Genomic DNA, 14,314 nt, shown 5'->3' on the forward strand with positions numbered 1-14,314 from the left:
TGATAGAAGATTAACGGAGATGGATTATGCGTAAATCATATCGTGTCAAAAAAGAAGCAGAATTCCAAAAGGTTTTTGAACAACATGATTCAGTAGCCAATCGAACTTTTGTTGTCTATCAAATGGACAAACCTGATCAAAAACATTTTCGTGTTGGAATTTCTGTGGGAAAGAAAATTGGTAACGCTGTACACAGAAACTGGGTAAAAAGAAGAATTAGACAAACTTTGCTAGAGTTAAAGCCTGATTTAAAACAAGATGTTGATTTCTTAGTGATTGCTCGTCCACGTGCTGATGGACTTTCAATGGAAGAAGTTAAGAAGAACCTGGTTCATGTTTTGAAGTTAGCAAATTTACTTGATGAGGGAGAAAATTAAATGAAAAAGTTCAAAAAATATTTTTCATTAGCTTCCATATTAGGTCTAGTATTCTTTTTAAGTGCATGTAGTAATAAACCTATTACTTCCCACAGTACTGGATTATGGGATGGAGTAATTGTTCTTAACTTCTCTAGAGCAATTATTTGGTTGTCAAAATTCTTTGGTAATAATTATGGAATGGGAATTATCATTTTTACCATTATCGTAAGAATCATTATCCTACCTTTGATGGTTTATCAAACTAGGAGTATGAAGAAAACTCAAGAAATACAACCTGAGTTAAAGAAATTACAAAAGAAGTATTCATCTAAGGATACTGAAACAATGCAAAAATTGCGTACTGAACAACAAAAATTATATTCAGAAGCAGGTGTGAATCCAGTTGCTGGGTGTTTGCCTTTAATTGTTCAATTACCAATTTTATGGGCCTTATACCAAGGAATTTGGCGTACTGATATTTTGAAGTCCGGCCATTTCTTATGGTTGCAATTAGGACATAAAGATCCTTACTTTATTATGCCGATTTTAGCGGCCCTATTTACTTTTATTAGTTCATGGTTAGCAACTAAATCACAACCTGAACAAAATGGAATGACTAAGTCAATGACTTATGGAATGCCATTAATTATTTTCTTCATGGCATTAAACATTCCAGCCGCTATTTCCATTTATTGGGTAGTAACTAATTTATTCCAAGCCGGACAAACTTTAGTGCTACAAAATCCTTGGAAGATGCAAAGAGAACGTGAAGAAAAACAATCTGCTGAAAGACAGCATAAAAATGCGATTAATAAAGCAATTAGAAAAGCTAAACGTTCTCGTCGTAAATAGAACTTAAAAGGACTGACAAAATTGTCAGTCCTTTTTATTTATAAATAAATTACATATATATCAAATACAGGTATCTTTACAACTAAAAATTATGATAGTATATAACAATATGATTAAAAATAAAGGGAGCAACATAATGTCAACATTTACTGCGAAAACAGTCGATGATGCGATTGAACAAGGACTATCAAAATTAAACCTTAAAAAAAATAACGCCCAAATAAATATCGTTCAAAAAAGCCGCAAGGGGTTTTTTGGAATTGGACGTAAAAATGCAATTGTTGAAATTGATGAAATTACCCAAAATAAACCTGTTGATAATAAAACAGAAGATAAACCAAAAGAAAATAAAATAGTTAAAAGACCTAAAAATAGAAAAGACATTAATGAAGAAGCACTGAAAGATTTGGTTAGCTACCTAGAACCGATTGTTAAGGAACTAGGAATTCAAGCTGAATTAGAACCTAAGTTAGTTAATCGTAAATTTGCAGAAATAAATTTTGTAACTAATCAAGAAGGTATCTTAATTGGGAAACACGGTTTAACCATTAATGCTTTACAAGATTTATCACAAATTTACTTAAATCACTTGGGCTTTAGTCGCCTATCGATTCAGTTAGATACTGCTGATTATCGTCATCGTCGCGTTGAGACTTTGAAAAAATTAGCTGAAAAGACTGCACGTGAAGCGGTTGCTAGTGGTCAGCCGGTATATTTAGATCCAATGCCATCATTTGAAAGAAAAGTTATTCACAGCGAGTTAGAAAATAGTCCACATGTGGAAACAATTTCCTCTGGACGTGAGCCATATCGCTCTGTGGTAATTGAACCACAAATTATTTAATCCAAAAAATTGACAAATAATACTAAAATTCTTATTATTATAGATAATAGTTACATTTAGACTTAGATGAAGTAGTCAAAGTGCTTTATCCATGCTTATTTATTATGGCGTGGAGTGGGCACTTTTTTTGTGCTCATAACTACGCTGGATTTAGTAGAAAGGAAGAATAACATGGCAACAACAACCGACTTTGATACAATTGCTGCAATTTCAACTCCACCTGGTGAAGGTGGTATTTCAATCATCAGAATTAGTGGAGAAGAAGCTTTGAAAGTAATTTCTAAACTTTATCGTGGAAAAGATTTGAATAGCGTTGCTTCTCATACTATTAATTATGGACATATTTTTGATCCAGAAACCAAAGAAGATATCGATGAGGTAATGGTTTCGGTTATGTTAGCTCCAAAAACTTACACTTGTGAAGATGTTATTGAAATTAATTGTCATGGTGGAATTGTTGCTACTAATACAATCCTACAATTAGTATTAAGCTATGGTGCCCGAATGGCTGAACCTGGTGAATTTACTAAACGTGCCTTCTTAAATGGACGAATTGATTTATCACAATCTGAAGCAGTTATGGATATTATTGATGCAAAAACCAATCGTTCAATGAAAGCAGCTGAAGGTCAATTAGATGGTAATTTATCAAGACTAATTAGATCACTAAGACAACAAATTTTGGATGTTTTAGCTAATGTTGAGGTTAACATTGATTATCCAGAATATGATGATGCTGAAGTTGTTACTTCGAATCTATTAATGAAAAACGCCAAAGATATTAAAGAAAAAGTGAATAAATTACTAGAAACATCCAAACAAGGGCAAGTATTACGCGATGGTTTAGCTACTTCAATTGTAGGGCGCCCTAATGTTGGTAAGTCTAGTATTTTAAATCATTTATTACATCAAGATAAAGCGATTGTCACGGACGTACCAGGAACTACTCGTGATGTTTTGGAAGAATATGTTAATGTTCGTGGCGTTCCTTTGAAATTAGTGGACACTGCCGGAATTAGAAAAACTGAAGATAAAGTAGAAAAAATTGGGGTTGAACGTTCTAGAAAAGCGATTCAAAGTTCTGATTTGGTTCTACTAGTTTTAAATTCTTCTGAAGAGTTATCAGATGAAGATAAGCAATTAATTGAATTAACCAATGATGCAAAAAGAATTGTTATTTTAAATAAGACTGATTTACCACAAAAAATTGATACAGATGTATTGAATCAATTGATTGGAAAAGAAAATATTATTACAACATCAGCAATTAAAGATGACGGGACTGAACCATTGGAAGAAATGATTGCCCATTTATTCTTTAATGAAGGAATTCAAAGCTCACAGGCTGATGTGATGGTCACAAACGCTCGTCATGTTAGTTTATTGCATAAATCTAAAGAATCATTAAATAATGTTATTAATGGCTTGGATGATGGGATGCCAGTTGATTTAGTTCAAATGGATATGCGAGATTGTTGGGAATCACTAGGTGAAATTACTGGTGATAGCTATAATGGTGAACTATTAGATCAATTATTCAGCCAATTCTGTTTAGGTAAATAAAATCGAATGTTTCATGTGAAACATTTACGTTTATGGAGGAAAAATTAATGAGTGAAATCGTAAGCGAAGAAAACATCCAATACGATGCTGGTAACTACGATGTAATTGTTGTTGGTGCTGGTCATGCTGGTAGTGAAGCTGCTTTAGCTGCTGCCAGAATGGGTAATAAAACGATGTTAATCACAATTAATGTTGATATGGTTGCTTTCATGCCTTGTAATCCATCACTAGGAGGCCCGGCTAAGGGAACGGTTGTCCGTGAAATTGATGCTCTTGGTGGTGAAATGGGGCACAACATCGATAAAACATACATTCAAATGAGAATGTTAAATACTGGTAAAGGTCCTGCTGTCCGTGCCTTACGTGCACAAGCTGACAAGCACGCCTACCATCGTGCAATGAAAAAAACAATTGAAGAAGAACCTAACCTAACTTTACGTCAAGGAATTGTTGATTCTTTAATTGTTGAAGATGGTGTATGTAAGGGTGTTGTTACCTATACTGGTGCCAAATATCATGCCAAAACGGTGGTTGTTTGTGCTGGTACCGCTGCCCGCGGCCGTATTATTATTGGTGAATTAAGATATTCATCAGGTCCTAATAACTCACAACCAGCTTTAAAATTATCTAAAAACTTAGAAGATTTAGGTTTTGATTTAAAACGTTTTAAGACAGGTACTCCCCCACGTGTTAATGGTCGTACAATTGATTTTGATGAAACTGAAGAACAACCTGGTGATCCAGAAGTAAATCATTTTAGTTATGAAACGCCTGATGAAGATTACATTCCAGTAAAAGATCAATTATCTTGTTGGTTAACTTATACTAACGAAACAACTCACCAAATTATTCGCGATAACCTTGATCGTGCACCAATGTTCACTGGTGTAATTGAAGGAGTTGGCCCTAGATATTGTCCATCAATTGAAGACAAAATTGTTCGTTTTGCTGATAAAAATCGCCATCAAGTTTTCTTGGAACCTGAAGGTCGCGATACTAATGAGTACTATTGTGATAGCTTATCCACTTCACTTCCTGAAGAAGTGCAACAAAAGATGCTACATTCAGTTGCTGGTTTAAAACATGCTGAAATGATGCGTCCCGGCTATGCAATTGAATATGATGTGGTAGCTCCTTATCAACTAAAACCAACATTTGAAACTAAGATTGTTAAAAACTTGTATACTGCTGGTCAAACTAATGGGACTTCTGGTTATGAAGAAGCAGCTGGACAGGGCTTATATGCTGGAATCAATGCTGCACTACGAGCTCAAGGTAAAGATCAATTTACTTTGAAACGTGATGAAGCTTATATTGGAGTATTAGTTGATGACTTAGTAACTAAGGGAACCAATGAACCTTATCGTTTATTAACAAGTCGTGCTGAATATCGTTTGCTATTGAGAAATGATAATGCTGATTTTCGTCTAACTGAAAAAGGTCATGATTTAGGACTTATCTCAGATGAAAGATACAATAAATTTTTAGACAAGAAAAAAGCAGTTATGGATGAATTGTCACGCTTAGATAAGATTAGAATTAAACCTAGCGATGAAGTTAACAACTTTGTTGCTGAATATGGTGACAAACCATTGAAGGATGGGATTTTGGCATCAGTATTCTTACGTCGCCCATATGTTACTTATAATGTTCTATTGAAATTTATTGAACCAGCACCTCAACCATTAGGTCGTCGTGTAATTGAACAAGTTGAAATTAGAACTAAGTATGCCGGCTACATTAAAAAGGCTGAACAAAACGTTGCTCGAATGAAAAAAATGGAAGCTAAAAAAATTCCAGAAAATATTGATTACGAAGCAATTGATAGTTTAGCAACCGAAGCCCGTCAAAAATTAGAAAAGATTAGACCACAAACTGTAGCCCAAGCTTCTAGAATTTCAGGAGTAAATCCTTCAGATGTTGCCATTTTGGGTGTTTACATTCAACAAGGTCACATTGCTAAAATAAATAAATAATTATAAAAAGAGCTAAGCATAATTTAATGCTTAGCTCTTTTTAGTAAAAAACTTTTATCAATTTAGTTATAATTGAAAATAAAGTGTCGAAAAGAGGAATTATCAATGAAAGAAATCGAAAAAGCAGATAACGGTGAATGGTATTGCTATTCTGATAGTGAAATTGTTAGTCGTAAGTTACATGCGGCAAGAGCTTGTGAGGAATTTAATGCTTTAGCACCTACCGACGATGAAATTAGAACTGCTAAAATAAAATCTATTATTGGATCTTGTGGCGATGGATTTGGAATTCAAGCACCGATTCATTTTGATTATGGTAAGAACATTCGCTTGGGGAATGATTTTGCCAGTAATTATAATTTAACAGTTTTAGGTATGGGTAAAGTTACAATTGGAAACCACGTTATGATTGGTTCTAACGTTGATATTTATACTGTTAATCATCCAATGGATCCAGAGGGTAGAAGAAAACACTTAGCAAAAGCTTTTCCCGTGACAATTGGTAATGATGTTTGGATTGGTGGTCACGTTACCATTACCCCAGGCATTACGATTGGTAACAATGTTGTGATTGCTGCTGGTGCAGTGGTTAGTAAGGATGTTCCAGACAATAGTTTAATTGCTGGAGTTCCTGGAAAAGTTATTCGTGAATTATAATGATAAAAAAGCATTGATATTTAATATCAATGCTTTTATTTATACATCAAATGAGTTCAATGACTTAATAAATTCGGGATCTGAATAATTAACAAATAAACTCGTGTTTAAATCTAATTCTTCAATTGCTTTAATTTCATCATTATTTAATTCGAAATTCCAAATTTCTAGATTTTGTTTCATTCTTTCGATGTGGACTGATTTTGGAATGATAACCACACCGCTTTGTACTAAGAATCTTAATGCAACTTGAGCAGCTGATTTATCATGATTTTCACCAATTTTAGTCAAAGTCTCATTATTGAATAAATTATTCTTACCTTCTGCTAATGGTCCCCAAGATTCAATTTGGGTGCCTTGTTCTTCCATATATTTTCTTGTCAATTTTTGTTGATTAAAAACATGTGTTTCAATTTGGTTGATTGCAGGTTTTATTTCAACATTCGAAACTAAATCAATATATCTTGATGCATCGAAATTAGATACACCAATAGCTCTAATCTTACCATCTTTGTATAGTTTTTCTAATGCTCGATAAGCTCCATAATAGTCACTTAATGGTTGGTGTAAAATGACCAAATCTAAATAATCTGTCTTTAATTTTTTCATTGAATCTTTAATTGAATTTAAAGCATTTTGATAGCCAAAATTACTAATCCAAACCTTAGTAGTTAAAAAGATATCTTTTCGATCAACGTCGCTTTCTTCGATGGCATCGCCAACTGCTGCTTCATTTTGATAGGCTTGGGCAGTATCTAAAGCACGATATCCAACGCTTAGTGCATCTTTGACGGCTTGTTTACATTCATTGTAATCAGGAATTTGGAAAACACCAAAACCTTCTTGTGGCATTAAAATATCGTTATTTAGTTTTACGTTCTTAATATTAGTCATAAATAACTCCTCCTTAATTTAAACAAGGTTTATAATAGACCTTAAAGTTAGGTTTAAGTCAAATAATATTTTAAATAAATGATACAATATTTATATACTAAAAAGGAGACCTAAAAAATGCAAAATAAATATGTAAAAGAGATATTTAGTACTGTAATTTATATCTTAATTATTGCAGTAATATATTTCGTTATTCAACATTTCTTTGCAATGGTTACCATTGATGGTGATTCAATGGATCCTAATTTGCACAATAAAGAAAGAGTTTATGTTACTAAGCAATCAAAAATTAGAAAAAATAGCGTTATTGTTTTTGATGCACATGGTGAAGATCCTTCTAGAACCGTTAAAACTGACTATGTTAAGCGAGTAATAGGGATGCCTGGTGATAAAATTGTGTTTAAGGATCATCAATTATACGTTAATGACAAAGCTATTAAACAAAATTATATTAATAAACAACAGCAGCAACAAGGTTCTGAATATAAACTAGGTAGTGATGTTTTAAAAGATTGGGATATTCCAACATTATCTAAAACTAGATGGGTTTATAATAAGACGGCCACAGTTGTTCCTAAAGGCGAATATTTTGTGATGGGTGATAATCGAGCAATTTCTAATGACAGTCGTTATTGGGGCTTTGTTAAACAAGATAAGATATTGGGTGTAGTTCATACATTCCCATTTACAACTAATTCAACAGCTAGCCATAATATTAATGACTTAGCCGAATAGTAAAAAACACGTTGAAATAATTCAACGTGTTTTTATTTATGACTTTTTTTGTAAATATATATAATATTTAAACACTTAAAATAGTGATACAATGTTATTATAATTATGAGGAGTATTAATTATGAATAGATTTGTAAAAGAAACTTTTAGTATTTTAATCTATGTAGTGATTGGGGTAATATTATTTTTCATTCTGAATCATTTTGTTACTACCGCTAATGTAGATGGTGATTCAATGTATCCAAACCTAGAAAATAAAGAAAAAATTATGGTTTTCCGCCAAGCACAAGTTAAACGTAATAGTGTAATTATTTTTAATGCACATGGTGAAGATCCAACTGCTACGCAAGACATTAACTATGTTAAAAGAGTTGTTGGAATGCCTGGGGATAAGGTAGCATTTAAAGATGACCAATTGTATATTAATGACAAACCTGTTAAACAGGATTACATCAGTAAAGAACAGCAACAACAAGGTTCTGAATATAATTATAATGGGGAAAATCTTAAAAACTGGGATATTTCTAAACTAGCTAAAACTAAGTGGACTTATAATAAGACTGCTACAGTTGTTCCTAAGGGAAAATATTTTGTGATGGGTGATAATCGAGCAATTTCTAATGATAGTCGTTATTGGGGATTTGTTGATCAAGATAAAATTCTTGGAGTTGCCCATACATTTCCATGGTCGACTAACTCAACTTCTCGTCACAACATTAATGATTTATCTAAGTAATGATAAAAACCACTTTGCAACTAAGCAAAGTGGTTTTTTATTATAATATTTTTATTGCGAGCTTCATACACTTTTTTTAGTTGATTAGTAGGAACATAGCCATCAACTTTTTGTATATAGCAATAATGATTACCATTAAATCTAATATGACGACCCAATGAAAATTTACCTAGTCGCTTATAATTGTGAAAATGAATCATACGATTGCCACGATTGTTAAAAACAAACTTATAGACATTCGTATAGTCATTACGGTTAGTATACATATTATTAGCTGATGCCGATGATTCATTCATAATCATTCCAACAGCTACGATAGAAAATAAGGATAAGACAAATAATAGTCTCTTCATTTTAAAAGTATTCCCCCAAAAAAATCTATAAAACATAACTAACTATAATTTACCAGTAATCTTAAAAATATCAATTCCTTTTTATAAATTTAATCTAAACTTAATGAAACAAAGTTTTCCACATGTTGACAACCAATTTAACAACTCATATAATTTAAAACAATAAAAATTAGAAAATAATTAGAATTAAATGAGGTGTTATAATTTGTCAGATAATAAAAAAATTCTAAAAGATGAAAGCCAATCATTATCAAATGCAGCAAGAATTAAATATTTTGATTTGGTAATTGAATCAGGAAAAGGTGCCATCTTGACTGATGTTGATGGGAAAAAATACATAGATTTATTAGCAAGCGCCTCCGCAACTAATACTGGACATTCACATCCACATATTGTTGATGCAATTACTAAGCAAGCTCAAAAATTACTGCAATATACACCGGCTTATTTTGCTAATGTTCCAGCTGCTAAATTATCAAAAAGATTAACTGATTTATCACCAATTGAAGGACCAGTTAAACTGGCTTGGGGTAATTCTGGTTCAGATGCTAATGATGCTTTAATTAAATTTGCTCGCGGTTATACAGGTCGTTCGAATGTCGTTAGTTTTACCGGAGCATATCATGGTTCCACTTATGGATCAATGAGTGCTTCTGCTGTGAGTTTGAATATGAGTCGTAAAATGGGACCACTAATGGATGGCTTTTACAAAGTACCATTTCCAAGTCCATGGTATCGTCGTAATTATGAAAATGAAGATGAATTCATCGATCGGATGTTTGATGAATTTAAATTACCTTTTGAAACCTATGTTCCGGCTGATGAAGTTGCTGTCATTTTGGTTGAGCCAATTCAAGGTGATGGTGGGATTGTTAAAGCACCCACCAAGTACTTAGAAAAGGTTTATCAATTTGCGCATGAACATGGCATTTTGTTTGCCGTGGATGAAGTAAATCAAGGGATGGGCCGGACCGGTAAATGGTGGTCAATTCAAAACTTTCCAGGACTTGAACCTGATTTAATGTCAGTTGGGAAATCATTGGCTTCAGGGTTACCTTTGAGTGCAGTTATTGGTAAAAAAGAAATTATGGATTCACTATCTGCTCCAGCTAATGTTTATACAACAGCTGGGAACCCTGTCACAACGGCAGCTTCTTTAGCTACTCTCGATGTGATTGAAGATGAACATTTATTACAACGTAGTCATGATTTAGGGCTAGAAGCTAAGAAATTTTTTGATGAAATGCATGCTAAATTTGATTTTGTCGGTGACGTGAGGATGTATGGTTTAGATGGTGGGATTGATATTGTTAATCCCAAAAACCAAAAAGCTGATACAGATATCGCAACAAAACTCATTTATAGAATGTTCGAACTAGGTGTTGTTATGATTACCGTCAGGGGAAATATTTTACGCTTTCAACCACCTTTGGTCATTACGAAAGAAGAACTTCATCAGGCGTTTGATATTATGGAACAGGCTATGCAAGATGAAGAAGCTGGTAAAATTGCATTTGATGCTAAAATTGGTTGGAGTGCAGATTAGTTTCAAAAATTTTTTCGTGTGATAACCTATAAATTAAAGAAAATAATTGGAGGTCTATTTATGGCTGATTCAAAACTAACTAAACAAGATTTTGATGCAATGCGAGAACAATATGCTAAATATCCTCGCGCAAAAGTAATCCAAAGATCAATCATGCAAAATGGAATTAATAATACTGCGAAAGATAATACTGTTAAAGGAAAGTTAAATCGGACATTCTCAGTTGAAGTGAATACTGGTAAAGTTTCTGATCAAAAACATTCCGGACGTTGCTGGTTATTTGCTTTATTAAATAATTTAAAACATGATTTCGCTAAAAGATATGATGTAAAAGATTTTGAATTATCACAAAGTTATTTATTCTTTTGGGATAAAGTTGAACGTGCTAATATCTTTTTTGATAACATGATTGCGACTGCAAGTAAGCCTGTTGATGACCGTGAAGTTCGCACTTATTTGGATGGACCAGGTAGTGACGGTGGTGAATGGGCCATGGCAGTTGCTTTGGTTCAAAAGTATGGTGTGATGCCTACTTCTGCTTTTCCAGAAAGCAAAGTTACTAATGATACTTCTAACTTGAATGATGTACTTAATTTAACAATGCGTCGTGACGGGAAAATTTTACGTGACATGGTTAATTCAGGTGCTTCTGATGAAGATATCGCTAATAAACGTGATGAAATGTTGAAAGAAATCTTTAGAATTGCTGGTTATGCATGTGGTGTTCCACATGAAACATTTGACTTTGAATACCGTGATGACAATAAAAAATACCATATTGATAAAGGGATTACACCTAAAGAATTTTTTGATAAATACTTTGAAGTTAACTTAGATGATTATGTAGTTATTGAAAACGCACCTAACAAGGAATTTAATAAAAATTATATTAATCCAGCTTCTGACAACGTAGTTGGTGGTAAACATGTTGGATTTTTAAACATGCCAATGGATGTTTTGAAAGAAACTGCAATTTCCCAATTAAAAGATGGCGAAACAATTTGGTTTGCTAATGATGTAACTGCTCAATCAGATCGTAAAGCTGGTATTTTAGATGCTAACTTATATCACTATGATCAACTATTTGATATTGATATGGATATGACAAAGGGGCAAAAATATGCTCATCTAGATAGTCTTTCAAATCATGCTATGACCTTAACGGGTGTAGATTTAGTCGATGGAAAACCCACTCAATGGAAAGTTGAAAATTCATGGGGTGAAAAAGTTGGTGAAAAAGGTTACTTTGTGATGGCAGATAATTGGATGGATGCTTACGTCGACGAAGTAATTGTTAATAAGAAGTACTTAACTGATGAACAACGTCAATTACTAGACCAAGAACCAGTTGTACTAAAACCTTGGGAATAATGATAGGAGCGTGTAATTAATGAATGATTCAAAATTAAGTATGGATTATTTAAACAGTTTAAGAAAAGATTATCAAAGTAATCCAGAAAACGAAATGTTAGAACGAGCTGTTACACAAAATGGGATCAATAATGTTGCTCGCGATGCCGACAGCAAAATTAGAATGAATCCCGTTTTTTCAGTTGAAGTTGAAACGGGTAAGGTTTCTAATCAAAAACAATCTGGTCGTTGCTGGATGTTTGCTTTATTAAATACTTTAAAACATGAATTTGGTAAAAAGTATGGTGTTAAAGATTTTGAAATGTCCCAAAATTATTTATTTTTCTGGGATAAAATTGAACGTGCCAATATCTTTTATGACAACATTATTGCTACGGCAGGGAAACCAGTAGATGACCGAACGGTTGAATTTTATTTAGCCGGTCCTGGTACTGATGGTGGTCAATGGGCCATGGCAGTATCACTAGTTCAAAAATATGGTGTGATGCCTAAGAGCGAATTTCCAGAATCTGCAGTTTCAGAAAATACAAATGATTTAAATACTGTTTTAAATTACAAGTTACGCCAAGATGCAATGAAACTAAGAAATATGATTAATGACGGCGTTAGTGATGAAGATATTAAAGAAGCACGTAACCAAATGTTATCTGAAGTTTATCGAATTACTGCTTATTCATTAGGTGTTCCACGTGAAACATTTGATTTTGAATACCGTGATGATAAGAAAAAATACCATATTGATCGTGATTTAACACCCAAAGCATTCTTTGATAAATACTTCTCAGATGTTGATCTAGATGATTATGTTGTTTTAAGTAATTCACCTGATAAAGATTATGAAAAAGTATATAGTATGAGTGCTCAAGATAACGTGGTTGGCGGTCGTAATATTGAATTCTTAAACTTACCAATGGATGACTTGAAACAAGCATCAATTTCGCAATTGAAAGATGGCCAAGCTGTTTGGATTTCAAATGATATTGCTCAACAATCCGAACGTAAAGCGGGTTATTTAGATTCTAATTTATATCGTTATGCTGATTTATTTAACATTGACTTATCAATGAATAAGAAAGATCGTTTTGAATATCATGATGCCGAAGTTTCACATGCAACTGCTCTAACTGGTGTGGATTTAGTTGATGATAAGCCACGTCGTTGGAAGATGGAAAACTCATGGGGGGCCAAAAACGGTTTTGATGGTTATTACACCATGGACGATAGCTGGATGAATGACTATGTATATGAAATTGTTGTAAACAAGAAATATCTATCAGAAAAACAAAAAGCAATGTTGAACCAAGCTCCAATTGAATTGAAACCTTGGGATTCATTAGAATAAATTTGTATAAAAAATAAGTTGCCATTTGGCAGCTTATTTTTTGTTATTTTTTATCTTTTTTTGAATGATGTTTTTTAGCATGACTATTTTTGTGAGAATGTTTTTTATTATTGGTAGTCTTATGATTTGAAGTTTTATTATTGTTGTTTTTCACTGGTGCGGCAACTCCATCGTAATTAGCGGCCCAGTTTTTAATGTCATTACTTAAACTAGAAGCTAAATCAGAAAAATTATTGGGTGTTGCAGCATGGTAATATGATGATAGTTCCATTTTTGTCTTAGTATCAAAACGATTATAGAAGTGATGATATAAATCTTTGACGGCGTTAAGTCCACTTAAACTAGCGTTTCCGTATGCACTATTTAGTAATGCTGGAAAACTATTATAATAATTAGTGTATGCAAGCATTCCAGAATTTTTCATTGCTTCTACATTGCTATTATCAAAATTATAAGTACTTCCAAGATGAGATGCGGCTTTTGTTGCAGCATTCATATCAGAGTTAAACTGTTTATTACTTAGTTTCATTGAATATGCATGTGCATTCATTGCTCCATTTTCATTTAGTGAACTAACTAATGAAAAGCTAGTGCCAATCATTGCAGCACAAGCAGTCATTGTGATGGCTTTTTTAAAATTCATATAATTATCCTCCGAAATATGTATTACAATTAAATTATATCACCAAAAGTCATAACTTAAAGATATAAATTAAAATTAAATTAAAAAATACTTGCATTTCTCAGAATATCATTATATGATATTCAACAATTAAACAAGACGTTGAACAGGAATTTTAATTAATCGATATTCTACAGAAAGCTTAGGGTAGTGAGACTAAGTAATATCATTATTAAATCGTACCTGAGAGTCATTTTTCGAAATGAGTAGAAAAAATCGTTAGCCTGCGTTAACAGCTGAAGTTTTATAACTTCTTGAGCTAGTATTTGTGAAAATACTAGAAATTGAGGTGGCACCACGATTTATTCGTCCTCTTGGATTTATTCCAAGAGGACTTTTTTATCCAATTAAATATATAAAAGCATCGACAGAAATTTTATTTATCCAATTATTTACAGAAAATT

General features: G+C 32.8%; 14 protein-coding genes and 1 other annotated feature. Of the genes, 11 read left to right on the forward strand and 3 right to left on the reverse strand.

Annotated elements, in window-relative coordinates; genetic code table 11:
- The first annotated feature begins 26 nt into the window (after positions 1 to 26).
- The 6 genes from rnpA to MOO46_RS05650 all read left to right on the forward strand — a co-directional run bounded on the left by rnpA (position 27) and on the right by MOO46_RS05650 (position 6,251).
- On the forward strand, positions 27 to 377 hold the full coding sequence (gene rnpA / locus MOO46_RS05625; protein ID WP_249510711.1) for a ribonuclease P protein component: 351 nt from the start codon (positions 27 to 29) through the stop codon (positions 375 to 377).
- A complete protein-coding gene (gene yidC / locus MOO46_RS05630) occupies positions 378 to 1,211 on the forward strand; it encodes a membrane protein insertase YidC (RefSeq protein WP_249510712.1) in 834 nt (277 codons plus the stop codon).
- Between the two features lie 136 nt (positions 1,212 to 1,347).
- Positions 1,348 to 2,055, forward strand: a complete 708-nt coding sequence (gene jag, locus MOO46_RS05635) for an RNA-binding cell elongation regulator Jag/EloR (protein ID WP_249510713.1) — start codon at positions 1,348 to 1,350, stop codon at positions 2,053 to 2,055.
- 171 nt (positions 2,056 to 2,226) lie between these two features.
- Positions 2,227 to 3,618, forward strand: coding sequence for a tRNA uridine-5-carboxymethylaminomethyl(34) synthesis GTPase MnmE (mnmE, locus tag MOO46_RS05640; protein WP_249510714.1), 1,392 nt, complete (start codon positions 2,227 to 2,229; stop codon positions 3,616 to 3,618).
- A 47-nt stretch (positions 3,619 to 3,665) separates the two neighbouring features.
- On the forward strand, positions 3,666 to 5,594 hold the full coding sequence (gene mnmG, locus MOO46_RS05645; RefSeq protein ID WP_249510715.1) for a tRNA uridine-5-carboxymethylaminomethyl(34) synthesis enzyme MnmG: 1,929 nt from the start codon (positions 3,666 to 3,668) through the stop codon (positions 5,592 to 5,594).
- Between the two features lie 105 nt (positions 5,595 to 5,699).
- Positions 5,700 to 6,251: a sugar O-acetyltransferase gene (locus tag MOO46_RS05650; RefSeq protein ID WP_249510716.1), complete on the forward strand. Its 552-nt coding sequence runs from the start codon at positions 5,700 to 5,702 to the stop codon at positions 6,249 to 6,251.
- A gap of 39 nt (positions 6,252 to 6,290) precedes the next feature.
- On the opposite strand, the gene MOO46_RS05655 is transcribed toward MOO46_RS05650, so the two are convergent.
- Entirely contained in the window at positions 6,291 to 7,136 is an 846-nt protein-coding gene (locus MOO46_RS05655) for an aldo/keto reductase (protein WP_249511714.1), read from the reverse strand.
- Between the two features lie 126 nt (positions 7,137 to 7,262).
- Between MOO46_RS05655 and lepB (MOO46_RS05660) the strand changes: the two genes are divergently transcribed.
- On the forward strand, positions 7,263 to 7,880 hold the full coding sequence (gene lepB, locus MOO46_RS05660) for a signal peptidase I (RefSeq protein ID WP_249510717.1): 618 nt from the start codon (positions 7,263 to 7,265) through the stop codon (positions 7,878 to 7,880).
- 121 nt (positions 7,881 to 8,001) lie between these two features.
- Positions 8,002 to 8,616, forward strand: coding sequence for a signal peptidase I (gene lepB, locus MOO46_RS05665; protein WP_249510718.1), 615 nt, complete (start codon positions 8,002 to 8,004; stop codon positions 8,614 to 8,616).
- A 20-nt stretch (positions 8,617 to 8,636) separates the two neighbouring features.
- Here lepB (MOO46_RS05665) and MOO46_RS05670 read toward each other — a convergent pair whose 3' ends face one another.
- Positions 8,637 to 8,969: a hypothetical protein gene (locus MOO46_RS05670; protein ID WP_249510719.1), complete on the reverse strand. Its 333-nt coding sequence runs from the start codon at positions 8,967 to 8,969 to the stop codon at positions 8,637 to 8,639.
- Positions 8,970 to 9,159: 190 nt separating this feature from the next.
- Here MOO46_RS05670 and MOO46_RS05675 point away from each other — a divergent pair, with 190 nt between their 5' ends.
- The 3 genes from MOO46_RS05675 to MOO46_RS05685 are packed head-to-tail and all read left to right on the forward strand — an operon-like array spanning position 9,160 to position 13,228.
- Positions 9,160 to 10,515: an aspartate aminotransferase family protein gene (locus MOO46_RS05675; RefSeq protein WP_249510720.1), complete on the forward strand. Its 1,356-nt coding sequence runs from the start codon at positions 9,160 to 9,162 to the stop codon at positions 10,513 to 10,515.
- Between the two features lie 60 nt (positions 10,516 to 10,575).
- Positions 10,576 to 11,886: a C1 family peptidase gene (locus MOO46_RS05680; RefSeq protein WP_249510721.1), complete on the forward strand. Its 1,311-nt coding sequence runs from the start codon at positions 10,576 to 10,578 to the stop codon at positions 11,884 to 11,886.
- A 19-nt stretch (positions 11,887 to 11,905) separates the two neighbouring features.
- On the forward strand, positions 11,906 to 13,228 hold the full coding sequence (locus MOO46_RS05685; RefSeq protein WP_249510722.1) for a C1 family peptidase: 1,323 nt from the start codon (positions 11,906 to 11,908) through the stop codon (positions 13,226 to 13,228).
- A 43-nt stretch (positions 13,229 to 13,271) separates the two neighbouring features.
- Here MOO46_RS05685 and MOO46_RS05690 read toward each other — a convergent pair whose 3' ends face one another.
- Positions 13,272 to 13,871: a hypothetical protein gene (locus tag MOO46_RS05690; protein ID WP_249510723.1), complete on the reverse strand. Its 600-nt coding sequence runs from the start codon at positions 13,869 to 13,871 to the stop codon at positions 13,272 to 13,274.
- Between the two features lie 132 nt (positions 13,872 to 14,003).
- Positions 14,004 to 14,227, forward strand: a binding site (T-box leader).
- The last annotated feature ends 87 nt before the right edge of the window (positions 14,228 to 14,314 follow it).

Source organism: Apilactobacillus apisilvae, assembly GCF_023380225.1.
Taxonomy (GTDB): Bacteria; Bacillota; Bacilli; order Lactobacillales; family Lactobacillaceae; genus Apilactobacillus; species Apilactobacillus apisilvae.